General features: G+C 73.1%; 19 protein-coding genes and 1 tRNA gene. 12 read left to right on the top strand and 8 right to left on the bottom strand.

The window, feature by feature from the left end; genetic code table 11:
* The first annotated feature begins 32 nt into the window (after positions 1-32).
* From ACZ6R9_RS04780 to ACZ6R9_RS04765, 4 genes are all read left to right on the top strand, one after another.
* Positions 33-1,508: an FAD-dependent monooxygenase gene (locus ACZ6R9_RS04780; RefSeq protein ID WP_380480177.1), complete on the top strand. Its 1,476-nt coding sequence runs from the start codon at positions 33-35 to the stop codon at positions 1,506-1,508.
* 178 nt (positions 1,509-1,686) lie between these two features.
* Positions 1,687-3,852, top strand: a complete 2,166-nt coding sequence (locus tag ACZ6R9_RS04775) for a S53 family peptidase (protein WP_465536531.1) — start codon at positions 1,687-1,689, stop codon at positions 3,850-3,852.
* 239 nt (positions 3,853-4,091) lie between these two features.
* Entirely contained in the window at positions 4,092-5,198 is a 1,107-nt protein-coding gene (locus ACZ6R9_RS04770; RefSeq protein ID WP_380480181.1) for a hypothetical protein, read from the top strand.
* A 157-nt stretch (positions 5,199-5,355) separates the two neighbouring features.
* Complete coding sequence (locus ACZ6R9_RS04765; protein ID WP_465536529.1) at positions 5,356-6,639, top strand: peptidoglycan-binding protein; 1,284 nt, start codon at positions 5,356-5,358, stop codon at positions 6,637-6,639.
* A gap of 2 nt (positions 6,640-6,641) precedes the next feature.
* Here ACZ6R9_RS04765 and ACZ6R9_RS04760 read toward each other — a convergent pair whose 3' ends face one another.
* The 5 genes from ACZ6R9_RS04760 to ACZ6R9_RS04740 form a co-directional block, all read right to left on the bottom strand.
* Positions 6,642-7,313, bottom strand: a complete 672-nt coding sequence (locus ACZ6R9_RS04760) for a TrmH family RNA methyltransferase (RefSeq protein ID WP_380480183.1) — start codon at positions 7,311-7,313, stop codon at positions 6,642-6,644.
* Positions 7,310-9,445 (bottom strand): FUSC family protein, encoded by a 2,136-nt coding sequence (locus ACZ6R9_RS04755; protein ID WP_465536527.1) that lies wholly within the window; start codon positions 9,443-9,445, stop codon positions 7,310-7,312. The genes ACZ6R9_RS04760 and ACZ6R9_RS04755 overlap by 4 nt, the downstream gene beginning before the upstream one ends.
* Positions 9,446-9,454: 9 nt before the next feature.
* Positions 9,455-10,411 (bottom strand): HTTM domain-containing protein, encoded by a 957-nt coding sequence (locus ACZ6R9_RS04750; RefSeq protein ID WP_380480187.1) that lies wholly within the window; start codon positions 10,409-10,411, stop codon positions 9,455-9,457.
* On the bottom strand, positions 10,408-11,034 hold the full coding sequence (locus ACZ6R9_RS04745; RefSeq protein ID WP_380480189.1) for a DUF5819 family protein: 627 nt from the start codon (positions 11,032-11,034) through the stop codon (positions 10,408-10,410). Before ACZ6R9_RS04745 ends, ACZ6R9_RS04750 begins: the two co-directional genes overlap by 4 nt.
* Before the next feature lie 71 nt (positions 11,035-11,105).
* Positions 11,106-12,224, bottom strand: a complete 1,119-nt coding sequence (locus ACZ6R9_RS04740) for a rhodanese-like domain-containing protein (RefSeq protein WP_465536524.1) — start codon at positions 12,222-12,224, stop codon at positions 11,106-11,108.
* Positions 12,225-12,436: 212 nt separating this feature from the next.
* Here ACZ6R9_RS04740 and ACZ6R9_RS04735 point away from each other — a divergent pair, with 212 nt between their 5' ends.
* Positions 12,437-15,124: an ATP-binding SpoIIE family protein phosphatase gene (locus tag ACZ6R9_RS04735; protein WP_465536522.1), complete on the top strand. Its 2,688-nt coding sequence runs from the start codon at positions 12,437-12,439 to the stop codon at positions 15,122-15,124.
* A 13-nt stretch (positions 15,125-15,137) separates the two neighbouring features.
* On the opposite strand, the gene ACZ6R9_RS04730 is transcribed toward ACZ6R9_RS04735, so the two are convergent.
* Both ACZ6R9_RS04730 and ACZ6R9_RS04725 read right to left on the bottom strand, forming a co-directional pair.
* The gene (locus ACZ6R9_RS04730; RefSeq protein WP_380480194.1) at positions 15,138-15,905 is read right to left on the bottom strand and encodes a hypothetical protein; all 768 of its coding nucleotides are present in this window, start codon (positions 15,903-15,905) and stop codon (positions 15,138-15,140) included.
* A 225-nt stretch (positions 15,906-16,130) separates the two neighbouring features.
* Positions 16,131-17,882, bottom strand: coding sequence for a phosphatidylglycerol lysyltransferase domain-containing protein (locus ACZ6R9_RS04725; RefSeq protein WP_380480408.1), 1,752 nt, complete (start codon positions 17,880-17,882; stop codon positions 16,131-16,133).
* Positions 17,883-18,083: 201 nt separating this feature from the next.
* Here ACZ6R9_RS04725 and ACZ6R9_RS04720 point away from each other — a divergent pair, with 201 nt between their 5' ends.
* Together ACZ6R9_RS04720 and ACZ6R9_RS04715 are read left to right on the top strand one after the other, a co-directional pair.
* Positions 18,084-18,752, top strand: a complete 669-nt coding sequence (locus ACZ6R9_RS04720) for a response regulator (protein WP_380480196.1) — start codon at positions 18,084-18,086, stop codon at positions 18,750-18,752.
* Complete coding sequence (locus ACZ6R9_RS04715; RefSeq protein WP_465536520.1) at positions 18,749-19,936, top strand: sensor histidine kinase; 1,188 nt, start codon at positions 18,749-18,751, stop codon at positions 19,934-19,936. Before ACZ6R9_RS04720 ends, ACZ6R9_RS04715 begins: the two co-directional genes overlap by 4 nt.
* A 103-nt stretch (positions 19,937-20,039) precedes the next feature.
* Here ACZ6R9_RS04715 and ACZ6R9_RS04710 read toward each other — a convergent pair.
* A tRNA-Leu gene (locus ACZ6R9_RS04710) sits at positions 20,040-20,123 on the bottom strand.
* 349 nt (positions 20,124-20,472) lie between these two features.
* Between ACZ6R9_RS04710 and ACZ6R9_RS04705 the strand changes: the two genes are divergently transcribed.
* The 5 genes from ACZ6R9_RS04705 to ACZ6R9_RS04685 are packed head-to-tail and all read left to right on the top strand — an operon-like array spanning position 20,473 to position 26,418.
* Positions 20,473-21,339, top strand: a complete 867-nt coding sequence (locus ACZ6R9_RS04705; RefSeq protein ID WP_380480200.1) for an FhaA domain-containing protein — start codon at positions 20,473-20,475, stop codon at positions 21,337-21,339.
* Positions 21,340-21,351: 12 nt separating this feature from the next.
* A complete protein-coding gene (locus ACZ6R9_RS04700) occupies positions 21,352-21,873 on the top strand; it encodes an FHA domain-containing protein FhaB/FipA (protein WP_380480202.1) in 522 nt (173 codons plus the stop codon).
* Between the two features lie 45 nt (positions 21,874-21,918).
* Complete coding sequence (locus ACZ6R9_RS04695; protein ID WP_380480204.1) at positions 21,919-23,439, top strand: protein phosphatase 2C domain-containing protein; 1,521 nt, start codon at positions 21,919-21,921, stop codon at positions 23,437-23,439.
* Positions 23,440-23,470: 31 nt separating this feature from the next.
* Positions 23,471-24,964, top strand: coding sequence for an FtsW/RodA/SpoVE family cell cycle protein (locus ACZ6R9_RS04690; protein ID WP_380480206.1), 1,494 nt, complete (start codon positions 23,471-23,473; stop codon positions 24,962-24,964).
* The gene (locus ACZ6R9_RS04685; protein WP_380480208.1) at positions 24,961-26,418 is read left to right on the top strand and encodes a peptidoglycan D,D-transpeptidase FtsI family protein; all 1,458 of its coding nucleotides are present in this window, start codon (positions 24,961-24,963) and stop codon (positions 26,416-26,418) included. Before ACZ6R9_RS04690 ends, ACZ6R9_RS04685 begins: the two co-directional genes overlap by 4 nt.
* Positions 26,419-26,649 lie beyond the last annotated feature (231 nt).

The following is a 26,649-nucleotide window of genomic DNA, read 5'->3' as shown; positions in this document are numbered from 1 at the left end:
GGCACACGAGGGATGACGACGGGAGAGACGGGATGTCCGAGACGGAGTTCACCACCGATGTACTGGTGGTCGGGGCCGGCCCGACCGGCCTGCTGCTGGCCGGCGACCTGGCCGCGGCCGGACTGCGGGTGACCGTGGTCGACAAGCGGGCCGAGGAGTCCAGCCTGACCAGGGCGTTCGCGGTGCACGCCCGCACCCTGGAGCTGCTGGACTCCCGCGGCCTGGCCGACGAACTGATCGCCACCGGCCGCACCCTGCCCTCGCTGCAGGCCTTCGGCGGGGTCCGGATGGACTTCTCCGGCCTGCCCACCCGGTTCCCGTTCGCCCTGGTCACCCCGCAGTCCAACACCGAGCGGGTGCTGCGCGAACGGGCCGTCAAGGCGGGTGCGGAGCTGCGCCGCGGCGCCGAACTGACCGGCCTTCGGCAGGACGCGCTGGGCGTCACGCTGACCGTCCGCACCGCCGAGGGCGAGCAGCGGCTCCGTTCCCGCTACGCGGTCGGCGCGGACGGCGTGCACTCGGCGGTCCGCGACCTGCTGGGCATCCCGTACCCCGGCGAGTCGGTGGTGCGCTCGGTGATGCTGGCCGACGTCCGGCTGGAGCACGAGCCCGAGGAGCCGCTGACGGTCGGCGCCGGCGAGCGCGGCTTCGTCCTCCTGGCCTCGTACGGCGACGGCTGGCACCGGGTGATCGGCTGGGACCGCGACCACCAGGTGCCCGATTCCGAACCGGTGGTGGCCGCCGAACTCGCCGATCTGCTGCGCGAGGTGACGGGTCGTGACCTCGGCATGTCCGAGCCCCGCTGGACCTCCCGCTTCCACAGCGACGAACGCCAGGCCACCAGTTACCGCTCCGGCCGGGTGTTCCTGGCGGGGGACGCCGCGCACTGCCACTCCCCGGCCGGCGGCCAGGGCATGAACACCGGCCTGCAGGACGCCGCCAACCTGAGCTGGAAGCTGATCGCCGCCGTCCGCGGCTGGGCCGCCGACGCCCTGCTGGACACCTACCAGACCGAGCGGCACCCGGTCGGCCGGGCGGTGCTGCGCAGCTCCGGCACCCTGGTGCGGCTCGCGCTCGGCCGGCACGCCCCCACCCGGGCGCTGCGCTCGGCCCTCGGCGCGGCCGCCGGGCACCTGGGCCCGCTGGCCGAGCTGGGCGCCAAGCAGATCTCCGGCATCGGCTACAGCTACCCCGCCGAGAAGGGCTCCCACCCGCTGGCCGGCCGCCGCGTCCCGGACCTGCGCCTGGCGGTGGACGTGCCCGGCGGCCCGTCCCGGCTGCACGAGGCGCTGCGCGCCGGGAAGGCCGTGCTGATCAGCAACGACGAGCTGTCGGTGGCGGACTCCTGGGCCGACCGGGTGGTCACCGCCGCCCCCGCCGACCCGCACGGCAAGCTGCGCGACACCGTGCTGCTGGTCCGCCCGGACGGCTACGCGGCCTGGGCCTGTATCGACCCGACCAGGGGCGAGCTGCGGGCCGCGCTCAGCCAGTGGCTGGGCCGTCCCTGATATTCACTGAATTCACCGGCCGGAACCCTGTTCATTCACTGAAGCCTTCTCCGGTTCCACAGTTGACTGTTTTTTAGTTGGTGGTTACTCAGGCATGGGCCAATTCCTGAGAGTTCTCTGAGAGATTCTGGCGAGCGTTTTCGAAAACCGGAACGCCCCCAGATTTCCGGAGGAACCCGTGCGACCCCGCTCGCTGGCCCTTGCCGCAGCCCTGGCTGTCCTGCCTCTCACCGCCGTCTCGCTGGGCGTCGGTACCGCCCAGGCGGCGCCGACGCCCAACGCCAGTGCCCGGGTGGCACTGCCGCAGACCGTCACGCCGGCGGTGGCGCACTCCCACAAGCAGGGGGACGTACCGGCCGACCGGAAGATATCCGTGGCGGTCTCCCTGAAGCTGCGCAACACCGCCGAACTCGACCGTTTCCTTTCGGCGGTCGCGACTCCCGGCACCGCTGAATTCGGGCACTATCTGACGCCCGCGCAGTTCAACGAGCGTTTCGGCCCGACCCAGGCCGACGTGGACCAGGTGCGCGCGTTCCTGGCCGCGCAGGGCCTGAAGGTCGACTCGGTGAGCGCGAACCGCCAGGTGGTGAACGCCACCGGCCCGGCTTCCGCGGTCGCCGCCGCGTTCGGCACCCACGAGTCGACCTACAACGACCCGCAGCAGGGCAACCGGAGCTTCTTCGCCAACGACGACGCGGCCTCGGTGCCGGCCGCGCTGGCCGGCGTGGTCGAGGGCGTCAGCGGCCTCAACGACCACACCGTGCGCACCTCCCGGGTCGCCAAGCCCGAGGCGGCCACCCCGCACGCCACCCCCAGCGGCTTCGGCCCGTCCGGCTACGACGGCGCCTACCGCCTCGACCAGCTGGGCGCGGACGGCACCGGCAGCACCGTGGCGCTCTGGGAGTTCGACGGGTACAAGTCCTCCAACCTGACCACCTACGACAGCCAGTTCGGCCTGTCGGGCCCGGCGGTCAGCACCGTGTCGGTGGACGGCGCGAACTACGACGCGGCCCCCGGCGGCGGCCAGGGCGAGGTCGAGCTGGACTCGGAGATCGTCCGCGGTGTCGCCCCCAAGGCCACCCAGCTGATCTACGAGGCGCCCAACAGCGACCAGGGCGAGATCGACATGGCCGCGAAGATCGTCTCGGACAACCGGGCCTCGGTCATCTCCATCTCCTGGGGCTCCTGCGAGCCGGACACCACCGCCTCCTCGATGACCGCGGTGAACAACTCCTTCAAGCAGGCCGCCGCCCAGGGCATTTCGATCTTCTCGGCCTCCGGCGACGACGGCTCCCGGGACTGCACCCGCTCCACCTCGGGCTCCACCGTGAAGGCCGTGGACTTCCCCGCCTCCAGCCCGTACAACACCGGCGTCGGCGGCACCAACCTGAAGGTCTCCGGCACCACTTACAGCTCGGAGAGCGCCTGGAGCACCGCCGGCGGCGGCGTCTCCACCCAGTTCGCCAAGCCGGCCTGGCAGACCGGCACCAACGTCACCGGCACCATGCGCACCGTGCCCGACATCGCCTCCAACGCCGACCCGGCCAGCGGCTTCGCGATCTACACCCAGGGCAGCAGCAGCCCCGGGTGGCAGGTCTACGGCGGCACCTCCGCGGCCGCCCCGCTGTGGTCCGGCTTCGCCGCGCTGTACAACCAGAAGGCCAAGGCCGCCGCCAAGCCCGCCCTGGGCGAGGTCAACCCGAAGCTGTACCCGGTCGCCAACAGCAGCTCCTACGGCACCGCCCTGCACGACGTGACCAGCGGCTCGAACCAGGACTTCGCCACCAAGGCCGGCTACGACCAGGTCACCGGCTGGGGCACCCCGATCGCCGACGGCCTGGCGAACGCCCTGCTCGGCACTGGCGGCACCACCCCGCCGCCCACCGGCGGCTGCACCGCCGCGCAGCTGCTCGGCAACCCCGGCTTCGAGACCGGCACCGCCGCCCCGTGGGCCACCACCACCGGCGTGCTCGACAACTCCACCTCGCAGGCCGCGCACAGCGGTTCCTGGAAGGCCTGGATGAACGGCTACGGCTCCGCCCACACCGACACCGTCTCCCAGACGGTGGCGATCCCGGCCGGCTGCAAGGCCACCTTCAGCTTCTGGCTGCACGTCGACACCGCCGAGACCGGCACCACCGCCTACGACAAGCTCACCCTGTCGGTCAACGGCACCTCGGTGGCCGCGTACTCCAACCTCGACAGGAGCACCGGGTACGTCCAGAAGACCGTCGACCTGTCCGCCTACGCCGGACAGACCGTCACCCTGAAGTTCAACGGCGTCGAGGACGCCTCGCTGCAGACCAGCTTCGTCATCGACGACACCGCGCTGAACGTCTCCTGACACCTGCTCACCAGGGGTGCCGGGAGGGCCTTTCACCGGCCCTTCCGGCGCCTGTGTGTCAGGAGTGTTTCCTGTTCGGTCCGCCTGCGAAATACTTGTCGTGACCACTGTCATATGTCCTGATTGATGACGTAGCCTCTCAACCCTGCATAGGGTTCCCCCACACTCGGCGGCGCACCTCCGACGCATCGCGGAGCCGGGGCGAACCCACCGAACCCGCCGGGTGGGGAAGGTGTCGCATGGGCCCACAGCAACCACAGCACGCCGGCCGGCTCCGCCTGGTCGGCCAGCGCGAACACGGCGGTGACCGACCACCGGCCGGCCCCGCCGCGCCGGCCGGCCCGTCGGCCGCCGTCCGCAGCAGCAGCACCGCCCCCGTACCCACCTCCGCGCAGAGCGCCGCCCCCGCACCGGCCACTGCCGCCGTACCCGCCGCCACCCCCGTCGCCGCGCAGGGCGGCTTCGCCGAAGTCCTCAACGCCGCCATCGAACACAGCGGGCTCAGCCTCGACCGGATCCGCGCCGCGCTCGCCAAACAGGGCGTCAGGGTCAGTGTCACCACGCTCAGTTACTGGCGTCGCGGCCGCAGCCAGCCCGAGCGGGCCACCTCGCTGCGCGCCGTCCACCTGCTGGAAGAACTCCTCGGCCTGCGCCACACCGCGCTCACCGCGCTGCTCGGCCCGCCCCGCCCGCGCGGCCGCTGGGTCGCCCAGGGCCCGGCCCCCGACGGCCTGCGGGTCGAACAGGTCTGGCCCGGCCAGACCGAGCTCGGCGAGGTGTTCGCCGAACTCGACGCCCCGCCGGCCGGCCAGCTGGAGCGGCAGTCCATCCACGACGCCTACTACGTCGACGCCTCCCGCCGCGGCCACCTGCTGCGGATGCGTCAGGTGGTCCGCGCCACCGTGGACGGCGTCACCCGGCACGTCGTGGTCCACAAGGCCGACGAGGGCACCGACACCTGCCCCGAGATCACCAACGTGCGGCACGCCCGCCTCGGCCGGATCCGCCGCCGCCCGCTCAGCGGGCTGCTGGTCGCCGAACTCCTCCTCGACCGGCCGCTCGCCCTCGGCGACTCCACCATCCTCGAATACGAGGTGCGGATCCCCGACTCCGGCCCCACCACCGACTACGGGCGGTACTTCGCCGCCCCCGTCCGCGAATACGTCCTGCAGGTCCACTTCGACCCCGCCGCCGTCCCCGTCCAGTGCGAACGCTTCGACCGCACCCCGGGCGCCGAGACCGACCGCCACCGCGAACCCCTCTGGATCGGCGCCTCCGCCAGCGCCCACGTCCTCACCTCCGACCAGCAACCCGGCCAGGTGGGCATCCGCTGGCAGTGGGAGTAGCCGCTCCAACCGCCCGCCCGCACCGCGCCGCACCACCGCCCGCCGTTCACCCGTTCCGCCCAGTCCGACCGCCCATCAGGTGGTCCGTGCCGCTGCCTCCGTGAAAGGTGAGTCCCACTCACCGCGTCACCGAGGGAAGGCAGGTCCCACCGTGCTGATGGAGTTCGACGAGGTCGAGCCGGACGAGTCCTGTGTCTGCGGAGACTGCGCCGCCCACCGCCGGGCCCGGCGGCCCGTCGTCCGGTCGGGCCACGGCGCCACCACCCGGGCCCGTGGCGCACGGCGGGCGGCGGTGCTGCTGGCCGCCGTCGGCAGCGTGCTGGGCGGCGGGGTGGTGGCCTCGACGGCCGCCGCCGTGCCGCGCACCGACAGCGGCCCGCAGACCGCGGCCACGCCGCAGGGCGGGGTCGCGGGCCTGTTCGGCGGACCGCTGACGGACCGCCTGGCGGTGGCCGCGCAGCCGGCCACCACCCGGGCGGAGATCATGCGGCGGGCCCAGTCCTGGGTGGATCAGAAGGTGCCGTACAGCATGTCCTCGTACTGGTCGGACGGTTACCGCCAGGACTGCTCCGGTTTCATATCCATGGCCTGGGGCCTGGGCAGCAGTCAGACCACCTGGACACTGCCGGACTTCGCCGACCCGATCTCCAAGGACGCCCTCCAGCCGGGCGACGTACTGATCCGCAACAACCCGGACGACCCGCAGGGCGGCTCGCACGCGGTGCTGTTCGGCGGCTGGCTGGACGCGGCGCACACCACGTACACGGCACTGGAGCAGACCCGTCCGGCCACCACGGTGCGCGGCACCCCGTACGCGTACTGGAACAACTCGGACGGCTACCTGCCGTACCGGTACAAGGGGTTGAGCCAGCCGATGCCGACACCGGACGGGGACGCGTTCCCGGGCGCGGACGCGTTCGGGCCGGGGAAGGTGAACGACTCCATAGCCCGGCTGGGGCGGATGCTGGTGGAGCGCGGCGGCGGGCGGTTCTACCGGGAGGGGCCGAGCCCGGAGTGGGGCGAGGCGGACCGGAGGGCCACCGAGGCTTTCCAGCTGGCGCAGGGCTGGCGGGGCGCGGAGGCGGACGGCTACCCGGGCAAGGACACCTGGGACTTCCTGGTCCACCACAAGGGCAAGGACATTCCGCCCGCCCAGGGCGTCCCGTCGCCCCCGTCGCCCCCGCCGCCTCCGGCGCAGGGCCCGCCGCCGTTCCCCGGGGCGGACACCTTCGGGCCGGGGCGGGTGAACGACCACGTGACGCAGCTGGGCCGGCAGCTGGTGAAGAAGGGCTTCGGCGGCTCCTACCGGCAGGGCCCTGGCCCCGCCTGGGGCGAGGCGGACCGCCGGGCCGTGCAGGCGTTCCAGTCGGCGCAGGGCTGGCGGGGCGCCGAGGCGGACGGCTACCCGGGCCCGCACACCTGGAAGCTGCTGTTCTCCTGACCTCAGGCCGTCCCGGCGGCGGCGTGCTCCCGCACCCAGGCGTGCATGGCGATCGCCGCGGCCGCCCCGGCGTTGATGGAGCGGGTGGAGCCGAACTGGGCGATCGAGCAGACCGCCGCCGAGTGCTCCCACGCCTCGGCGGTCAGCCCGGGGCCTTCCTGGCCGAACAGCAGCACGCAGCGCTCGGGCAGCGGGTAGGTCTCCAGTGGCACCGCGCCGGGCAGGTTGTCGATGCCGATGATCGGCAGTCCCCGCTCGGCGGCGTAGGCGGCCAGCGAGGCCACCGAGTCGTGGTGCCGGACGTGCTGGTAGCGGTCGGTGACCATGGCCCCGCGCCGGTTCCAGCGCCGCCGGCCGACGATGTGCACCTCGCCCGCCAGGAAGGCGTTGGCGGTGCGCACCACGGAGCCGATGTTGAAGTCGTGCTGCCAGTTCTCGACGGCGACGTGGAAGCCGTGCCGCCGGGTGTCCAGGTCGGCGACGATCGCCTCGTGCCGCCAGTACCGGTACTGGTCGGTGACGTTGCGGCGGTCGCCGGCGGCGAGCAGTTCGGGGTCGAGGCGGGGGTCGTCGGGCCACGGTTCGGGGTGCGGGCCGACGCCGATCTCGCGGTCGTCGGCGAGGTGTCCGTCGTCGTACTGCTCGCCCAGCTGGGGCACCGAGGTGTCGCTCACGCCCTCGAGGGTACGGGCTGCCCGCGGGCGGGCTGCGGGCGCGCCCGCACCGAGCGCTCCAGCTCGGTGAGCGCCTGCATGACCAGCCGGACCCCGGCCCGGGTGACGTCGGTCCCCTCGTCGCGGGGGAGCTGGGCCAGCAGGTAGTCCCAGGTGCGGTGGGCCTCGCGCAGCTGGGCGAAGTCGACGTTCTGGCCGAGCAGCACGGCGGCGGCGGCGATCGCGGTGGCGTCCCGCAGCTCCTCGCCGAACGCGCCGGCGCCGGGCAGCGGCGGGGCGTTCTCGGCCGGCAGGTGGGCCTCCAGCAGGACGATGGAGCGGTCCAGCATGCCGACCGCCGAACGGGCCCGGTCGAACTGTTTGCGGCTCAGTTCCGGGGTCCGCGCGAAGTGCCGCACCGGTTCCACCTCGGCCCGGTCCAGCGCGGCCAGCATCTCGCTGCGGGCCTCCCGGACGTCCAGCAGCGCCGGCCGCACGTCCCGCTCGGCGTGCCCGCCCGCCGGGTCGCCGTACGCGCTGAACACGGCGGCCGCGTACCGCCCGGCGGCGGCCAGCCACTCGGCCAGGCGCTCCGGCAGCCGGGCGGTCTGCCAGGTCGGGAACAGCGCGTACGCGCCGAGCGCGACCGCGCCGCCGAGCAGCGTCATCGCCACCCGGTCGACGGCCAGCTGCACCGGCTCGCCGGGCTGCAGGCCGAGCAGGAACACCACGTACGAGGAGATCGCGGCCGTCAGCAGCGCGTACCCGGTGCTCAGCATCATGTAGGAGAGCCCCATCGCGATCACGGCGAGTGTGGCCAGCACCCAGTCATTGGGGTGGAACACCTGCACCACGATGGTGGACACCAGCACGCCGGCGGCGGTGCCGGCGATCCGGGCGACGCCGCGGCTGAAGGTCTGCGCGAAGTCTGGGCGCATCACCATGGCGGAGGCCATCGGCGCCCAGTAGCCGTGCTCGATGCCCAGCAGCCGGGCCGCCAGGTAGGAGGCGGTGACCACGGCGGACATCCGCATCGCGTGGTGGAGGATCACCGAGTGCTTGTGCAGCTGCCGTCCGACGGTGGCCAGCGCGCCGGGCACCACCTCGATCAGCGAGGGGCGGCGCAGGCCGGCCCGGCCGGGGCTGGAGACGGTGGCGCGGTCCTGCCGGTCGAGGCGGTCGGCGGCCCGGCCGAGCAGGCTGGACAGCCGGCGGGCCGAGCGGCGGGCGCCGCCGCGCAGCAGGTCCTCGCCGGTGCCGGGGCGGGCCAGCGCGAGGCCGGGGGTGTCCACGGGCATGCGCACCGGGTCGCCGGTGCGGATCGCCCGGGCCAGCGCGTCCAGCACTTCGGCGGCGGCGGCCAGCACCTCGCGGGCCCGGTCCCGCTCGGGGCCCTGTTCGGCGGCGCCGACCCGCGGGTCGGCGAGCGCGGCCAGTGCGGGGCGGATCCGTTCCGCGATGGTGCGCAGGCCGCGCAGTTCGGCCGGGCGGCGGCGGGCCTGCCGGGGGGACAGCCGGGCCGCCTGCCGGGCGACCATGAACGGCTCCGGGTCGACGTGCGCGACCGGGTCCTGCCGCAGGCTCCGGGCGTAGTCGCCGAGCCCGGCGTAGATGTCGGCGAGCGCGTCGCGCTGCCTGCGCCAGCTGTCGATCGGCCACAGCGTGACCACCAGCGCCTGCACGGCGCCGCCGACCGAGCAGAGCAGGGCGTGGCCGAGCGCGGCGGACACCGACACCGGCAGCTGGACCACCACCAGCATCACGGACAGCGTGTTGGCCGCAACGACACCGGCGGTCGGGCTGACCGCCCAGGCCATGCCCGCGCCGAACGCCCACAGCGCCAGCAGCACCGGGAACGCGCCGGAAATGCCGGCCGCGACGTACCCGAGGAAGGTCGACACGCCCAGCCCGGCGCCCGTCACCAGGGCCAGCGAGGCGCGCGGCCGGAAGGAGCGCTGGAAGGTCGCGACGCCGGCGGTGAACGCGCCCATCGCGGCGGAGGCGGCGTGCGTGGGCCCGTAGATCGCCATGGTCGGGAAGATCACCAGCGCGGCGGCGACCGCGGCGCGCAGCGACCGGCGCGGGTTGGTGAGCGAGAAGTCCACGGTCAGGCCGGTCCGCGCGGTGTCGCGCAGCGCCTTGAACCAGGACATAACGGGAGCTTAGCGACTTTTCCGCCACCGGCCCGTCAGTACGTGCTCCACTGCCAGCAGCGCCCCGGTGGGCCAGAACACGGCGTCGGCGGCGAGCATCGCCAGCGAGAAGAACGGCAGTCCCAGCACCACCGCGATCGCCAGGTGCTCGGCGCCCATCAGCACCAGCAGCACGTTCTTCAGCCGCCGGCTCGCCAGCGCGAACGGGAAGCCCACCTGCGCCAGCACCGTGCCGTAGGTCAGCAGGAAGGTCACCAGCAGGCTGCCGCCGAGCAGCGCCGACAGGCCCGGCCAGGGCGTGAACCAGCCCAGGTGCAGCGGGTAGTGGACGGCGGTGCCGTCCTGCCAGCGGGCGCCCTGCACCTTGTACCAGCCGGCCGTGGCGTACACCAGCACCACCTGCGCGGCGATCACCAGCATCGCGCAGTTGTGCAGCATCGCCGCCAGCGCGTCGGCCAGTGCCCGCGGCTCGCTCCAGGCCGCCCGGTCGGGGGCCGGGCGGCGGGCCCGGCGGCGGGCGTCCAGCGACCAGACGGTGCCGCAGCGGGTGAACACCAGGTAGATCGCCAGCAGGTGGACCAGGTTGTCGCCGCCGTCGCCGACCAGCACGTTGCGGTTCTGCAGCGACAGCACCGTCAGCGCGAACGCCGCCGCGCTCGCCCGGGTGCGCCAGCCGAGCGCGAGGGCCGCCGCCGAAGCCAGCGCCAGCAGGTACACGGCCTCGAACCACCAGCGGCCGCCGCTCCAGGAGAGCACCGTGAAGGCGTGGGTGTCGGCGAGCAGCCGTTCGTTCAGCTCCGCCGACCAGGGCGAGCGGTCCCCGTACAGCAGCCGCCGGTTCGGCCACTCGCGCAGCAGGTAGGCGCCCCAGGTGCCGGCCACCCCGATCCGCACCGCCGCCGCCTGGTACGGGGCGAGGGTGGTCAGCAGGCGCGGCAGCGCCGCCCGGATCGCGCCGGAACTCACGCCAGGCCCCGCCAGTCCTCGGCCCGCACCGGCCACCAGGGCAGTTCGCGGGAGTGCACGGAGGTGTCGACCTGCTCCTCGCTCCAGGCCGGCGGGGCGATGGCCGCCGTGTCCACCCGCAGCTGCACCTGCAGCACCCGCTCCCCGCCGGGGCCGATCCGCTGCAGGGCTATCCGCTTCAGGTACTGCTCGGCGAGCCGGCCGCGCGAGCCGGCGGCGGCCGGGCCGTCGCCGTCGGGGTGGGTGGTGACGTAGAAGTCCCAGGCGCGGCGCAGCAGGTTCTGGTCGAGGTGGCTGGGCGCCGGGTCGTGCCGGATCGCCGCGAGGTCCCCGGCGGTCAGCGAGTGCCAGTCGAGGGTGGTGATCCGGCCGTCGTCGGCGATGGTCTGCACCCGGGCCGCCACGGTGACCTCGCGCTGCAGCGGGTCGGGCGCGAACAACTGCCAGTTCTGCTCGAACTCCGGGTACACCACGGCGTCCAGCTGCGCCCGGTACTCCCGGGACACCGAGTTCTCCGGCGCCACCTGCAGGAACAGCACGCCGAGGAACGCCAGGGTGCCGGCCCCCAGCCCCGCCCCGGCGAACGCCAGCACCGCCCGGGCGGGCTTGGACCAGACGCGCACGGCGGCCATCCTGCCGCACCGCGCACGCGTTCGAACAGGGGCGGGAGGGACGCCGGTTGCCGGACGAAGGCCTACAGGACGAAGGCGCCCTGGCCGTCGCTGCTCACCATCGGGCGGCCCGCGGCTTCCCAGGCGAACATGCCGCCGTCCACGTTCACCGCGTCCCGGCCGCCCGCGACCAGGTACTGCACCACCTGCGCGGAGCGGCCGCCGACCCGGCACAGCACGTACAGCCGGCCCTCGGGCAGCTCGTCGAGGCGGGCCACCACCTGGCCGATCGGGATGTGCAGCGCACCGTCCACGTGGCCGGCGTCCCACTCGTCCTGCTCGCGGACGTCGAGCAGCAGGGCGTCGGCGGGCACCGAGGCGACGTCGGTGGTGGGCAGCTGAGCGAACATCGGGGCGGTCTCCTGGGGTCGGGACGGGTCGTTCGAGCCATTGTCCGGCAGCAGGGCGGCCAGCCTGGCCTGCCGGTCGGCGGCGGTGGCCAGCAGCTGTTCGGCGAGGTCCTCCAGCAGGCGCTCCGGCTCGTCCGGGCGCAGCAGCAGCAGTTCGCCCATCGGGGTGCGCTCCAGCCGGACCCGCTCGGTGGCCAGCGCGGTGATCCGGCCGGTCAGCCACTCCAGGCGCTGGCGCAGCCAGGCCAGCCGGTCGGGGGAGTCGGCGGCGGGCGCGGAGTCCGGGTCGGCGGACCACTCCTCGGCGAGCCGTTCCAGCCCTTCGGTGTCGGCCAGCGCGTACGCCTCGTTGACCCGGGCGATGAACGCCGAGCGGCGCTGCTGCTCGGCCGGGTCGGTGGACAGGTCGGGGTGGGCCCGGCGGGCCAGTTCGCGGTAGATCCGCTGCGCGTCCTTGTCTGGCCGCACCCGGCGGGCCTCCGGCTCGCCCTCGCGCGGGCCGCGTTCCTCGGCGGGCTCGACCCGCTCCCGGGCCTCGCGGGCCCGCCGCAGGTCCTCCGGGTCGCCGCTGAGCGCCGCCACCGACTCGGCGATCAGCGCGTCCAGCTCGTCCAGCTCGGCGTACAGCGGGCCGAGCAGCTGATGGTGGGCGAGGGCGAAGTTGTCGATCTCCACCTTCAGGGTGGCCACGTCGACGTCCAGGGTCAGCCAGGCCAGCTCGGCCGCCGCGACCCGCTCCTCCAGCTCCTGCCGCTCCGGGTCCGCCCACACCTCGACGCTCGGTACGCTCACCCGGGCCACCCTACCGGGGCGCCACACCGCCCGACCGGGTGAGTGTGGAGCACGCCGGGGGCGCGCCGTCAACGACACGCAACTGATACGGACGAATCTGCCCGATTAACTACCTCCCATTGGCATCTCCGTGCTTCATTGGAGGACGCGTGCAAGGACGCGCGCACCGGCCAGGAGGAGCAGCAAGAACACAAAGGGGCAGACCGATATCCATGGTGGACCAGCCCATTTCCGCACCCGACCGGGCGGACCTCCCGGTCGGCCGCCCCGCCGGGGTGGTGGCGCTGCTTCGGGTGGCCGCCGTGCTGATCGACCCGGACGGCCGGATCGCCGTGTGGAACCGCACGGCGGAGGAGCTCTTCGGCCACCGCGCCACCGTCGCCGCCGGCCGCACCGCCAGCGGTCTGCTGCCCGCCGTCTGCCCCCGCCACGACCCCGGTTCCCCCGCGCACCGCTGCGACGCCTTCGACACCCTCGACGACCTCGCCACGGCCGACCCGTGGGCCGGCGCGATGACGGTGCACGACCGCGAGGAACGGCCGCGTGACGTCCTGTGGTGGGCCTACCCGCTGGTCGAACCGGCCGGCCGCTCGCTGCTCGTCCTGGCCGCCGACGCCCGCCCGCTGCGCGCCGCCGGCCCCCGGATCGCCCTCGGCGACCGTCTCGTCCCGTACGCCGCGGCGCCCGCCGCGGCCCGCCCGCAGCAGGTCGAGGCCGCCTTCGCCCCGCCCGCCGGGCAGGCCCCGGAGTCACTGGCCGCGCTGCTGCCCTCCTGCTCCCCGGAACGCCGCGGCCGGCTGCTGGCCGCCCAGGCCGCCTCCGGCCCGCCCGCGCTGCGGGTGGACGGGGCGACGCTGCTGCCGGTGGTGCCCTACCAGTCCTCGCCGGGCGGGCCGTCCGGCACCGCCCGGGTCGCGACCGGCCTCGGCCGCCGCTACCCCACCCCGCAGCAGCGGGCCGCCCAGCAGCGCGAGCGCGCCGCCCGCCGCCCCGCGGAGCCGCTGCGCACGGGTGTCAGGGCCCCGCTCGGGGTACGGATACAGGCTGCCGGGCCCGCCTCCGCCACTTCCCCGGAGGACGCGCGGGTGACCGGCAGCACCGTCCCTGGCCCACGCGAAGCCGCCGCCCACGGCCCGACCCCGGGAGGCCCCGCCATCGACCCCGCCCCGCCCGCACCGGCCCCCACCCTGCCCGGCCCCGCCAAGGCCTCCGAGGGCGTCGAGGTGGTCCGCGGCCTGCCCGACGACGGCGACCTCGCGCTGCTGGCCTCGGTCGGCAGCCAGGTCGGCACCACCCTCGACCTGGACACCACCGCCCGCGAACTGTGCCAGGTGCTGGTCCCCCGGGTCGCCGACTTCGCCTGCGTGGACCTGCTCGACGGGCTGCTCTCGGACGGCGAACTGCCCGCCGACCCGCCCGACGACCGCACCGTGCTGCGCCGCGTCGCCCGCGCCTTCAACGCCGCCTCGCCGCGCTGGAACCACGTCCTGGACGAGGGCTCGCTGCGGACCATGCCGCGCTCCACCCCGCCGGGCCTGGCCCTGCAGGAGAACCAGCCAGTGCTGGTGCCGCTGATCTCCGCGGACGTCGCGGTCGACTACGCGGCCTCGCTGGGCGGCCCCGAACTGGAGCCGACCGTGGTCGGCCGCTCCATGCTGGTGCTGCCGCTGTCCGCCCGCGGCGCGGTGCTCGGCATCCTCAAGCTGCTGCGGCTGTCCGACCGGGCGCCGTTCACCCGCGCCGACGCCGACACCCTCAAGGAGATCGCCGCCCGCGCCGCGCTGTCGCTGGACAACGCCCGGCTGCACCGCGCCGAGTCCAAGGTCGCCACCACCCTGCAGCGCTCGATGATCCCCACCCGCCCGCCGAAGATCCCCGGCGTGCAGATCGCCCACCGCTACATGCCGGGCGACCGCAAGGCCGAGGTCGGCGGCGACTGGTTCGACGCCATCCAGCTGCCCGGCAGCCGGGTCGCCCTGGTGGTCGGCGACGTGATGGGCCACGGCCTGCACTCGGCCGCCGCGATGGGCCGCTTCCGCACCGCCATGCAGACCCTCGCCGCCCTCGACCTGCCACCGGGCCAGCTGCTGCGCCACCTCGACAACCTGGCCCACAAGCTCGGCGACGACCATCTCGCGACCTGCCTGTACGCCGTCTACGACCCGATCAACCGCACCTGCGAACTCGCCTCCGCCGGCCACGTCCCACCGGTGCTGGTCCACCCCGACGGTCGCGGCGAACTGCTCGACCTGCCCTCGGGCGCGCCGATCGGCGTCGGCGGGGTGCCCTTCGTCGCCACCAGGATCGACGTCTCGGACGGTTCGATGCTGGTGCTGTGCACCGACGGCCTGGTCGAGGTCCGCGGCGGCGACATAGGAGAGGGCCTGGCCGCGCTGTGCGGCAACCTGATCGACCCCAAGCAGACCCCCGACGAGGCCTGCGACACGGTGCTGAACACCCTGCACTCCGACGACCGGCAGGACGACATCGCGCTGCTGGTGGCCCGTTTCGACGGCGTCCCGCCGACCGAGGTCGCCACCTGGCAGCTGGGTGTCACCGAGGCGGAGGTCGCCCGGGCCCGCCGCCTGGTGCGCGACCAGCTCGCCGCCTGGCAGCTGACGGCGCTGTCCGAGACCGTCGAACTGCTGGTCTCCGAGCTGGTCACCAACGCGGTCCGGGTGGCCCGCTCCGAGGTGCAGCTCCAGCTGATCCGGGTCGACAAACTGCTGGTCGAGGTCAGCGACGACAACCACAACCTGCCGTCGCTGGAGCCCGCCGACTCGCTCTCCGAGCACGGCCGCGGCCTGAACCTGGTCAGCAAGCTGTCCGAGAAGTGGGGCACCGCCCGCAAGGCGGTCGGCAAGGTCGTCTACTTCGAGATGCCGCTGCCGCGTGGCTGAGCACCTCCCGGGGTCAGGGCGTGACCGCCCTGGCCCCGCCCTGCGCGGCCACCGAGGCGGCCGCGCCGACCCCGGACAGCACCCGCGGCCAGTAGTCGCCGAACACCTCGACCCACACCGCGATCAGCACCGCCGTGCTGATCGCCACCAGGTGCTCCAGACCCGCCAGGTTCGGCAGCAGCACGGCCTCCACCACCATCGCCGTCACCACGGCGCCGCCCGTCCACCAGGCCCGGCAGCGGAACGCCACCACCACGGCCAGCGCCACCACCGCCGCCGAAGGGCCGGTGTCGCGCACATGCGCCACCCAGCGCGGGAACCCGAACAGGTGGTGCGGGCCGAGCGCCACCGCGATCCGGGCGAACAGCGTCCCCGCCAGGGTGCAGGCGTACGCCACCACCAGGGTCAGCCGCCGCCCCAGCACGATCTCCGCCACACCGAACACCAGGAACACCTGCGCCAGCGCCCCCCACACCGGGAGGTCCAGGGCCGGCACGTACAGCGACAGCGGGGTGCGCAGCAGCGACACGTCGAGCGGCAGCGCCGCCTTCACCACCCCGATGTCCGCGACGAACCGGGCCCCGCCCGGCAGGTGCTGGACGATCGAGAACAGCAGCACCAGCGCGGTCGCCGCACTGGCCAGCGGCACCGCGGCGAATTTCCGCCGCAGCACCCGCTCCTTCACGGCGCCGAACAGCGCCCCCCACTCGGCGATCGCGGCCCGGCGGAATACCGCCCCGAGCCCCGACCGCACGCCCCCCGCGTGGGTGTTCTGCTTCACGAACCGGTTCTCCCGTCCCGACGACGTGCGGACTATTCCGACGCCCGTCCTGCTTCGCTTCTCTTCTCTCTACGCCTCGTCTTCGACCCTACGCATCGGGCCGAACAACGGCATCAGCTTCGAAGCCCTCCCGTGTCATACCGGGGTCTGATATTCCCGGCCCACTCCGCCCCCCGGCGGAGGGACCACCGTCCCCGGCCCCAGCGGGCCGGGAAGCCCATGAACTCAGCCCTGCCCGGTATGCCGCCGACGGAACAGCGCCGGCATGCTCGGCACCGTGATGAAACCTTCCGCACGGGCCGAGGCGATACCGATCCGGGGAATCTCGCTGCTCTTCTCGAAGAGCAGATAACGCGGCTCCCAGATCGGCCGGTATTTCGCATTCGCCCGGTACAGCGACTCGATCTGCCACCAGCGGGAGAAGAATCCCAGCACCGCACGCCACAGCCGCAGCACCGGACCGGCACCCAACTTGGAACCGCGCTCGAAAACCGACCGGAACATGGCGAAGTTCAGCGACACCCGTTCCAGCTGGACCTCCTTGGCACGCTGCAGGAGTTCGATCACCATGAACTCCACCAGGCCGTTCTCGCTGTCCCGGTCGCGCCGCATCAGGTCCAGCGACAGGCCGTTCGCGCCCCACGGCACGAAGCTCAGCAGCGCCCGCAGCTCGCCGTCCCCGTCGAAGCACTCCAGCATCACGCAGCGCCCGTCGCCCGGGTCGCCGAGCCGGCCCAGCGCCATCGAGAAGCCGCGCTCGGTCGCGCCGTCCCGCCAGTGGTCGGCCTTCGCCACCAGCTCGGCCATCTCCGACTCGGGGATGGCCTCGTGGCGGCGGATCCGCACCGTGTACCCGGCCCGCTTGACCCGGTTGTAGGCCTGCCGGACCACCCGCATCGCCCGGCCGTCCAGCGAGAACTCGTCCAGCTCGACGATCGCCTCGTCGCCCAGCTCCAGCGCGTCCAGACCGTGCCGGGCGTAGATCACCCCGGCCTCCTCGGAGGCGCCCATCACGGCCGGCACCCAGGCGTGCTCGCGGGACTCCGCCAGCCAGGCGTCGATCGCCCCCGGCCAGGCCTCCGGGTCGCCGATCGGGTCGCCGGACGCCAGCGTCACGCCGCCGACCACCCGGTAGGCGATCGCGGCCTTCCCGCTCGGCGAGAAGACCACCGCCTTGTCCCGGCGCAGTGCGAAGTACCCCAGCGAGTCCCGCTCGCCCTGCCGGTCCAGCAGCTCGCGCAGCTTCCGCTCGTCCTCGTCGCTCTGCAGTTCCTCGCCGCGCGGCGAACGGAACGCCACCCACAGCACGAACAGGAACACCACCGCGCTGATCGCGTTGATCGCCGCGTTCACCCAGGTCGGCACCGAGACCACGTCGGCGACCTTCGACGACGGGGTCACCGTGATCATCCGGTGCACCGCATAGCTGAACCGGGTAACGAAGCCCGCCCCGCTGATGGTGTTGGTCAGCTGCACCAGCACCGAGCCGATCAGGCCGCCCAGCAGCAGGCCGCCAACCCCCACCACCACCGCCGTCCCCGGGTTCGACCGGTCGCCCTTGGAGGTGAACTCCTTGCGGGAGACCAGCAAGGCCAGCAGGAACAGGCCGGTCAGCACCACCGAGAAGTAGTTCCACGGGTGCGAGGCGAAGTGCTGGCCCCAGGCCATCAGCGCCAGGTAACCGGCGAAGGTCAGACCGGCCAGCCCCGTGTTGAAGATCCACGCCGCCCGCTTGCGGCGGCGCATCGCCACGGCCAGGAACAGCGCCAGCGCCACCGAGGCCAGACCGGCGGTCACCAGGTACGGGGTGAAGAACTGCCCCTCGTTGTGCCGCTGCACCGTGTCCTTGAACGGCACCGACAGCACCGCCAACACGTTCAGCAGCGCCACCAGCCGCAGGTACCAGACCGTCGAGGCGGCGGCCTGCCGGCGCCAGCGCTTTTGCGCCCCCGGCCCCTCGCCGCGGGCGGGGGACACGGCCGAGGCAGGCGACTTCACAGTGGACACAGCAACCATTCCAGACGATCGAACATCGGGACGCATCCGCGCGCGGCCTGCGCACTTCACCCCGATTTCCATGGTTGCCCAGCGCAGATGAGAATTGCGTGAATCCGGTAGCGGATTCCCACCCCCGCCGATCGGCGGGGGTGCCAGCCCGTACCCCCACCAGGGAGAGACATGCCGCCGACCCGGGTCCTGATCGTGGACGACGAGGTGCTGGTCCGCTCCGGGCTGGGCCTGATCGTCGGCTCCGCACCCGACCTCGAAGTGGTCGGCGGCTGCTCCGGCGCCCAGGCGGAGCAGCAGACCCGGGCGCTCACCCCGCAGGTGGTGCTGCTCGACGTCCGGATGCCCGACCTGGACGGCATCAGCGTGCTGCGCCGCCTGCGCGCCCTGCCCGACCCGCCCACCGTCGCCATGCTCACCACTTTCGACACCGACGAGTACATCGGCACCGCGCTGCGGGCCGGCGCCGCCGGGTTCCTGCTCAAGGACACCGCCCCCGAGCAGCTGGTGCACGCCGTCCGGGTGCTCGCGTCCGGCGGCAGCGTGCTCTCCCCGACCGTCGCCCGCACCGTGATCAGCGGCTACGTGGACGGCGGCGGCCCCGACCTGACCGCCACCGCCCTCACCCACCGGCTCACCGGTCGCGAACTCGACGTCCTGGCCCTGCTCGGCGAAGGCCTCTCCAACGCCGAGATAGCCGACCGGCTGTTCCTCGGCACCGGCACCGTCAAGGACCACATCAGCGCCATCCTGGCCAAGCTCGGCGCCGCCAACCGGGTCCAGGCCGCCGTCATCGCGCACCGCGCCGGGCTGGTCCGCGAACCCCGGGACGGGGAGTGACCTCCGCCGCCGCCTCCCCCTCCGACGACGCGGCCGAGGCCGACGCCGACCTCCCCGCCGAAGCCGGGGCCCCGCGCCGCTGGGCCTGGCTGCGCTCCCCCCGCACCACCCTGCTGATCCCGGTGGCGGCCGCCGCGCTGGACTCCGCACTGGTCGCCAAGGGCTCCGCACCCTGGCAGCTCGCGCTGTCCGCGCTGTCCGTCGTCGCCCTGCTCGCCCGCCGCCGCCACCCGCTGCCGGTGGCCCTGCTCACCCTGCCCGGGGCGTTCTTCAACGAGATCTGGCTGGCCCCGCTCACCGCCGTGTACGCGGTCTCCGCCGCCTACCCGAAACCGCGGATCCCGGTCACCTGCGCCATTTCCTTCGCCCTGGTCGAGTTCTTCCACTGGCCTTTCGCGCCCGAACTGCTCGCCCTCAGCCGGGACAACGCGCTGTACGCCATCCAGTCCGCGATGCTCGGCGCCGGGCCGGCCGCGCTCGGCACGCTCACCCGCACCCGCCGCGAACTCGCCGAACGCGTCACCGAACTCACCGAGGGCCGCCAGCGCGAGAGCCGGCTGATCGCCGATCGGGTGCTGGCCGCCGAACGCGCCCGGCTGGCCCGCGAAATGCACGACGTGGTCTCCCACCAGGTCAGCCTGATCTCCATCCAGGCCGGGGCGATCCAGGTCGCCAGCACCGACCCGGCCTCCCGGGACGGCGCCCGGACCATCCGCGAACTCTCCGTCCGCACCCTGGACGAACTGCGCCAGATGGTCGGCGTGCTGCGCGCCGCCGGCCTCGGCAACGGCACCCCGCTCGCCCCGCAGCCCACCCTCGCCGACCTGCCCCGGCTGATCGACGGCAGCGGCCTGCCCGTCACCCGCCGACTCGACCCCGGCCGCCGCGACTGGCCCGAAGCGGTCGAACGGGCCGCCTACCGGACCGTCCAGGAAGGCCTCACCAACATCACCAAGCACGCCCCCGGCGCCCCGGTCACCGTCCGGGTCGCCGCCCGCGGCGAGAAGCTCCACGTCGAGGTCCGCAACGGCCCGCCGGCCGACCGCCCCACCACCGTCCCGCTGCCCGGCGGCGGCCACGGCCTGATCGGCCTGCGCGAACGCGCCGCCCTGCTCGGCGGCACCTTCACCGCCGGCCCCACCCCCGACGGCGGCTTCCGTCTGCACGCCGTCCTGCCCGCCTGAAACCGCCGGGAATTCCAGCCGGGCGCACCCGGACAACAACCGGGGAAACCACAAGGGAGAACAAAAAAGCCCCGCAGATCCTGAGATCTGCGGGGCTTCGCTGTGCGCGAGGGGGGAGTTGAACCCCCACGCCCTTTCGGGCACTGGAACCTGAATCCAGCGCGTCTGCCTATTCCGCCACCCGCGCATGGGTGTTGTCTTCCGGAGCTTGTCGCTCTTTCGACTCTTCGAGAAGCTTAGCGCATCTCTCCGGGTCTTCCGTTCGGCTCCCTTGCGGGCGCCCCTTCCGACATGGAAAACATTAGCACGCTCCGAGCCCCACCTGCGAATCCATTCCCGAGGGCCCCCGGCACCGCTCCCTGCGGACCGCAACCGACGTGGGTCCGAACGGGTGAGCGGACCGCCCGGTGGGTACCCTCCGGGCGCGACCTGGCCGGGGAACCGTACGGAAGGGCCGGGCGTGGATACGATCAGTACGGAAGTACCGCTTTCCAGCCGACGAGCCGGCCCGACCGAGCCCTGAGAGGGGGTGCCCCGTGGGAGTCCTGAAAAAGTTCGAGCAGCGACTCGAAGGTCTCGTGAACGGCACCTTCGCGAAGGTGTTCAAGTCCGAGGTCCAGCCGGTGGAGATCGCCGGCGCCCTGCAGCGCGAGTGCGACAACAACGCCAGCATCTGGAACCGGGACCGCACGGTCGTCCCGAACGACTTCATCGTCGAGCTCAGCCCGCACGACCACGAGCGGCTCAGCCCTTACGCCGGCCAGCTCGGCACCGAACTGGCGGGCATGGTCCGCGAGTACGCCGAGGCGCAGCGGTACACCTTCATGGGCCCGCTCCAGGTCGCCCTGGAGAAAGCCGACGACCTGGACACCGGCCTGTACCGGGTGCGCAGCCGCACGCTGACGGCCGAGGAGCCGCAGCGGCCGCCCGCGCCGCCCGCCGCCCCGCCCGGCTACGGCCGCCCGCCGACCCCGCCCGCGCCCGGCGCGCCCTGGCAGCAGGGCGCCGGAGCCCCGTACGGCGCACCGCCGCCGCCCTCCGCCCCGCCCCCGATGCCGCCCGCCCCGCCGGCCCCCGGCCACAACGTCCGGCCGTTCCCCGGCGCGGGCCACGGCGGTGCCGGCACCCGGCGCTGGGTCGAGGTGAACGGCGCCCGGCACCAGATCAGCCAGAACGCGGTCGTACTGGGCCGCTCCACCGAGGCCGACATCCGGATCGACGACCCCGGGGTGTCCCGGAAGCACGCGGAGATCCGCCCCGGCACGCCCGCGATGGTGATGGACCTCGGCTCCACCAACGGCATCGTGGTGGACGGACAGCACACCCAGCGCGCTACGCTCCGCGACGGCTCCCGGATCGTCCTGGGGTCGACCACCATCGTCTACCGACAGGTCGAAGGGTAGAAGCGGGCCGGTATGTCTGATCTGACCCTGACGGTCATGCGGCTGGGCTTCCTCGCCGTGCTCTGGCTGTTCGTCATCGTCGCGGTGCAGGTGATCCGCAGCGACCTGTTCACCACCAAGGGCGCCACGCGCTCCGGGCACCGGGCCGCCGCGCCCAGCGCCCCGGCCGCGTCCGGTGCGGGCCGCCCGCCGCAGGGGCAGCCCGCCGCGGCCCAGCAGCAGGCCCGGCAGCGCCGCGGCCAGCCCACGCACCTGGTGGTCACCCAGGGCTCGCTGGCCGGCACCACCGTCGCGCTGCACGGCCAGACCGTCACGCTGGGCCGGGCGCACGACTCCACGATCGTCCTGGACGACGACTACGCGTCCTCCCGTCACGCCAGGATCTACCCCGATCAGGCTGGGCAGTGGACCGTCGAGGATCTAGGCTCCACAAACGGCACCTATCTGGACCGACAGCGGCTGACCACGCCGACGCCGCTCCAGATCGGCGTGCCGATCCGAATCGGCAGGACCGTCATCGAGCTGCGGAAGTAGTCAGCGCATGAGGACCAGCTCCACCCGAAGGAGGGCCCGGACAGCATGAGTCTCGTGCTGCGCTTCGCCGCCGGCTCGCACAAGGGCCTGATCCGCGAGGGGAACGAGGACTCCGGCTATGCCGGGCCGCGGCTGCTCGCGGTGGCCGACGGCATGGGCGGGGCGGCGGCCGGTGAGGTCGCCTCCTCCGAGGTGCTGGGGTCGATCGTCCGGCTCGACGAGGAACACCCCGGCGCCGACCTGCTGACCCTGCTGGGCGACGCGGTGCAGACCGCCAACGACCGGCTGCGGCAGATGGTCGAGCAGGACCCGCAGCTGGAGGGCATGGGCTGCACCCTGACCGCGCTGCTGTGGGACGGCCACCGGATGGGCCAGGTGCACATCGGTGACTCCCGCGCCTACCTGCTGCGGGACGGCCGGCTCGACCAGATCACCCAGGACCACACCTGGGTGCAGCGGCTGGTCGACGAGGGCCGGATCACCGCCGAGGAGGCCGAGACCCACCCGCAGCGCTCGCTGCTGATGCGCGCCCTCGACGGCCGCGGCCAGGTCGAACCCGACCTGTCGATCCGCGAGGTCCGGGCCGGCGACCGCTACCTGATCTGCTCCGACGGCCTGTCCGGCCCGGTCAGCCACCAGACCCTGGAGGAGACGCTCGGCAGCTACTACGCGCCGCAGCAGACCGTCCAGGAGCTGATCCAGCTGGCGCTGCGCGGCGGCGGCCCGGACAACATCACCTGCATCGTCGCCGACGTGATCGACGTCGGCGCCACGGACACCCTCAGCGGGCAGGTCACGCAGGCCCCCGAGGTGGTCGGCGCGGTCGCCGACACCCAGCCGCACCCGATGCACGACCCGCACCTGCTGGACACCCCCGCCGGTCGCGCGGCAGGCCTCGGCCGCGCCCCGCAGCCCCCGCAGGGCGCCTTCGGGCCCGCCGAGGGCTACCAGGGCGGCTACGACCAGCAGCCCGGCTACGGCGCCCCGGCCGGTGATTTCGGCCCCGCCGAGGGCTACCAGGGCGGCTACGACCAGCCCGGCGGCTACGGCGACCCGGCGGGCTTCCCGCCCGCCGACGGCGGCGAGTACGGCGGCCCCGACCCGTACGAGGGCGAGGCCCCGCCGAGCCGGCGCAAGAAGAAGAGCGGCCTGAAGTTCACCCTGATCGGGGTGCTGGTGCTCGCGGTGCTCGGCGGCGGCGGCTTCTTCGCCTGGCAGTGGAACCAGAACCAGTACTACGTGGGCGCCGAGAACGGCCACCTCGCCGTCTACCGCGGCCTCGACCAGAACCTGGCCGGCCTGAAGCTCAGCTCGGTCTACCAGCAGTACGGCGACGTGGAACTGAAGTACCTGCCCGCGTTCCAGCGCGACCAGGTCGCCAAGAACATCCAGGCGAGCAGCCTCGACGACGCCCGGAAGCAGGTGGAGACGCTGCGCGCGCAGGCGGAGGTCTGCAAGAAGGTCGCCGAGTCCAAGGCCGCCCCGGCCACCGGGGACGCCACGCCGTCCGCCCCGCCGTTGACCGAGCAGGAGCAGCAGCTCGCCGTGTCCTGCTCCGGGCAGTAGGCCGCGGGCGAACCCGGGGGTTTTCACAGGCATGAGCACATTCGACGTGAGCAACGGCAGCACGCCCACCACCGGGCGGCGCCGTGCCGTCGGCCGGTCCGCGGCGGGCGCCCCCCCGAACCGGCGCAACACCGAACTCCTGATGCTGGCCTTCGCCCTCGCGATCCCGATGCTGGCGTACGCCAACGTCGGCCTGGCGATCGACGGCAGCCTGCCCGTCGGCATGCTGAAGTTCGGGCTCGGCATGGGCGTGCTGGCGCTGGGCGCGCACCTGGCGGTGCGGCGGTTCGCGCCGTACGCCGACCCGCTGCTGCTGCCGCTGGCGACGCTGCTGAACGGGCTCGGCGTGGTGATGATCTGGCGGCTCGACAAGGCCGGCAAGCTGCTGCGCAACAACTTCCCGGCGGCCGGGAACCAGCTGATGTGGTCCGCGCTCGGCGTGGCGATGTTCATCGGCGTGGTGATCCTGCTGAAGGACCACCGGATCCTGCAGCGCTACACCTACATCTCGATGGTGGTGGCGCTGGTGCTGCTGGCCGCGCCGGCCTTCTTCCCGTCCCGCGAGGAGGACTTCGGCGCGAAGATCTGGATCCGCATCGGCTCGTTCTCGATCCAGCCCGGCGAGTTCGCCAAGATCATCCTGACGGTGTTCTTCGCCGGCTTCCTGATGGTCAAGAAGGACGCCCTGGCGCTGGCCAGCCGCAAGTTCATGGGCCTGTACCTGCCGCGCGGCCGCGACCTCGGGCCGATCGTGGTGGTCTGGCTGCTGTCGATCCTGATCCTGGTGTTCGAGACCGACCTGGGCAGCTCCTTCCTGTTCTTCGGCCTGTTCGTGGTGATGCTGTACGTCGCCACCGAACGGACCAGCTGGATCGTCTTCGGTCTGACCATGTCGCTCGGCGGCGCGGCCGTGGTGGCCTCCGCCGAGCCGCACGTGAAGACCCGCATCAACGCCTGGCTCGACCCGATGGCGGCGTTCGCACCGAAGCCGCCCGCCCAGTCCTCGGAGCAGATCGGGCAGACCCTGATGTCGCTCGGCTCGGGCGGCACCCTCGGCACCGGGCTCGGGCAGGGCCGCAGCTGGCTGATCCAGTTCGCGGCGAAGAGCGACTTCATCCTCGGTTCGTTCGGCGAGGAGCTGGGCCTGACCGGCCTGATGGCGCTGTTCATGATCTACGGGCTGGTGGTGCAGCGTGGTCTGCGCACCGCGCTGGCGGCCCGCGACCCGTTCGGCAAGCTGCTGGCGGTCGGCCTGAGCTCGGCGTTCGCGCTGCAGGTTTTCGTGGTCGCGGGCGGCGTCACCGGCCTGATCCCGCTGACCGGTATGACCATGCCGTTCCTCGCCCAGGGTGGTTCGTCCGTGGTGGCGAACTGGGCCCTGATCGCCATCCTGCTGAAGATCAGCGACACCGCCCGCCGGCCCGCCGTCGAACCGGCCGCCGCCATCCCGGAACCGGCCGGACCGGAGCGGCTCGGGGCCGCCGGCCCGGGCGCACCGGACGAGAGCAGGGGAGCGACCTCGTGAACAAGCCGATCCGCCGGGTGTCGGTCTTCTGCCTGGTCCTGATCCTCGCCCTGATGCTCCGGGTGAACTGGGTGCAGGGCGTGCAGGCCTCGGCGTGGGCCAACAACCCGCACAACGACCGGACCAAGTACGACAAGTACGCCTACCCGCGCGGCAACATCATCGTCGGCGGCCAGGCCGTCACCAAGTCCGACTTCGTCAACGGCCTGCGCTACAAGTACAAGCGCTCCTGGACGGACGGACCGATGTACGCGCCGGTCACCGGGTACTCCTCGCAGACCTACGACGCCACCCAGCTGGAGAAGCTGGAGGACGGCATCCTCTCCGGCACCGACTCCCGGCTGTTCTTCCGCAACACCCTGGACATGCTGACCGGCAAGCCCAAGCAGGGCGGCGACGTGGTCACCACCATCGACCCCAAGGTGCAGAAGGCGGCCTTCGAGGGGCTGGGCAACAAGAAGGGCGCCGCGGTCGCCATCGACCCCAAGACCGGGGCGATCCTCGGGCTGGTCTCCACGCCGTCCTACGACCCGGGCACCTTCGCGGGCGGCACCAAGGAGGACGAGAAGGCCAAGGCGGCGCTCGACGCCGACCCGAACAAGCCGCTGCTGAACCGGGCGCTGCGCGAGACCTACCCGCCCGGTTCGACCTTCAAGCTGGTCACCGCGGCGACCGCGTTCGAGACCGGCAAGTACCAGCAGCCGTCGGACCTCACCGACACCCCGGACCAGTACATCCTGCCCGGCACCAGCACCCCGCTGATCAACGCCAGCCCCACCGAGGACTGCGGGAACGCCAGCGTGCAGCACGCGATGGACCTGTCCTGCAACACGGTGTTCGGCAAGATGGGCGCCGAGCTGGGCGGCGACAAGCTGCGGGCGCAGGCCGAGAAGTTCGGCTTCAACAAAGAGGTGAACATCCCGATCCGGGCCGACGCCAGCCACTTCCCGTCGAACTCCAAGCCCGACGGCACCGCGATGGACGCGATCGGCCAGCACGACACCCGGGCCACCCCGTTGCAGATGGCCATGGTGGCGGCGGCGATCGCCAACAACGGCTCGCTGATGGAGCCCTACCTGGTCGCCCAGGAGGGCTCGGCCGGGAACGTGATCTCCACCCACACCGAGCACCAGATGTCGCAGGCGGTCTCGCCGGCCACCGCGCAGAAGCTCCAGCAGCTGATGGAGTCGGTGGTGCAGAACGGCACCGGCAAGAACGCGAAGATCCCGGGCGTGACGGTCGGCGGCAAGACCGGCACCGCCCAGCACGGCCAGGACAACTCGAGCCCGCCGTTCGCCTGGTTCGTCTCCTACGCCAAGGGCCAGGACGGCAAGCAGGTCGCCGTCGCGGTGGTGGTCGAGGACGGCGGCGGCGGCGAGGCGCGCGAGGTCACCGGCGGCTCGCTGGCCGCGCCGATCGCCAAGTCGATGATGCAGGCGGCGCTCGGCAAGTAGGTCGGTCGTATCCGTCACATTCCGGCCATCGATCCTCGATCGGTGGCCGGAATTGTCACAATGGGACGGTCCGGGTCGATACCGGTCTGGTCTCAGCTGGCCGCCTGCACCAGGCGGGTCAGGTTCGCCCGGTAGCGTATCCGCCAGCAGCGGGTGTACCCGCAGCCAGTCCGCGGCGACCAACTGCGGACGCCGGCACCGTGAAACCACCGCGGCGGCGGCCGCGTCAAG

Source organism: Kitasatospora sp. NPDC048662, assembly GCF_055587065.1.
The sequence above is the reverse complement of the archived record's forward strand: the minus strand, read 5'-3'. Positions and strand labels throughout refer to the sequence as shown.

What these genes read in the sequence shown, in the direction of transcription:
- ACZ6R9_RS04780 (WP_380480177.1), top strand. Translation starts at nt 33, where the DNA reads ATGTCCGAGACGGAGTTCACCACCGATGTACTGGTGGTCGGGGCCGGC.
- ACZ6R9_RS04770 (WP_380480181.1), top strand. Translation starts at nt 4,092, where the DNA reads ATGGGCCCACAGCAACCACAGCACGCCGGCCGGCTCCGCCTGGTCGGC.
- ACZ6R9_RS04765 (WP_465536529.1), top strand. Translation starts at nt 5,356, where the DNA reads ATGGAGTTCGACGAGGTCGAGCCGGACGAGTCCTGTGTCTGCGGAGAC.
- ACZ6R9_RS04755 (WP_465536527.1), bottom strand. Translation starts at nt 9,445, where the DNA reads ATGTCCTGGTTCAAGGCGCTGCGCGACACCGCGCGGACCGGCCTGACC.
- ACZ6R9_RS04735 (WP_465536522.1), top strand. Translation starts at nt 12,437, where the DNA reads ATGGTGGACCAGCCCATTTCCGCACCCGACCGGGCGGACCTCCCGGTC.
- ACZ6R9_RS04720 (WP_380480196.1), top strand. Translation starts at nt 18,084, where the DNA reads ATGCCGCCGACCCGGGTCCTGATCGTGGACGACGAGGTGCTGGTCCGC.
- ACZ6R9_RS04700 (WP_380480202.1), top strand. Translation starts at nt 21,352, where the DNA reads ATGTCTGATCTGACCCTGACGGTCATGCGGCTGGGCTTCCTCGCCGTG.
- ACZ6R9_RS04695 (WP_380480204.1), top strand. Translation starts at nt 21,919, where the DNA reads ATGAGTCTCGTGCTGCGCTTCGCCGCCGGCTCGCACAAGGGCCTGATC.
- ACZ6R9_RS04690 (WP_380480206.1), top strand. Translation starts at nt 23,471, where the DNA reads ATGAGCACATTCGACGTGAGCAACGGCAGCACGCCCACCACCGGGCGG.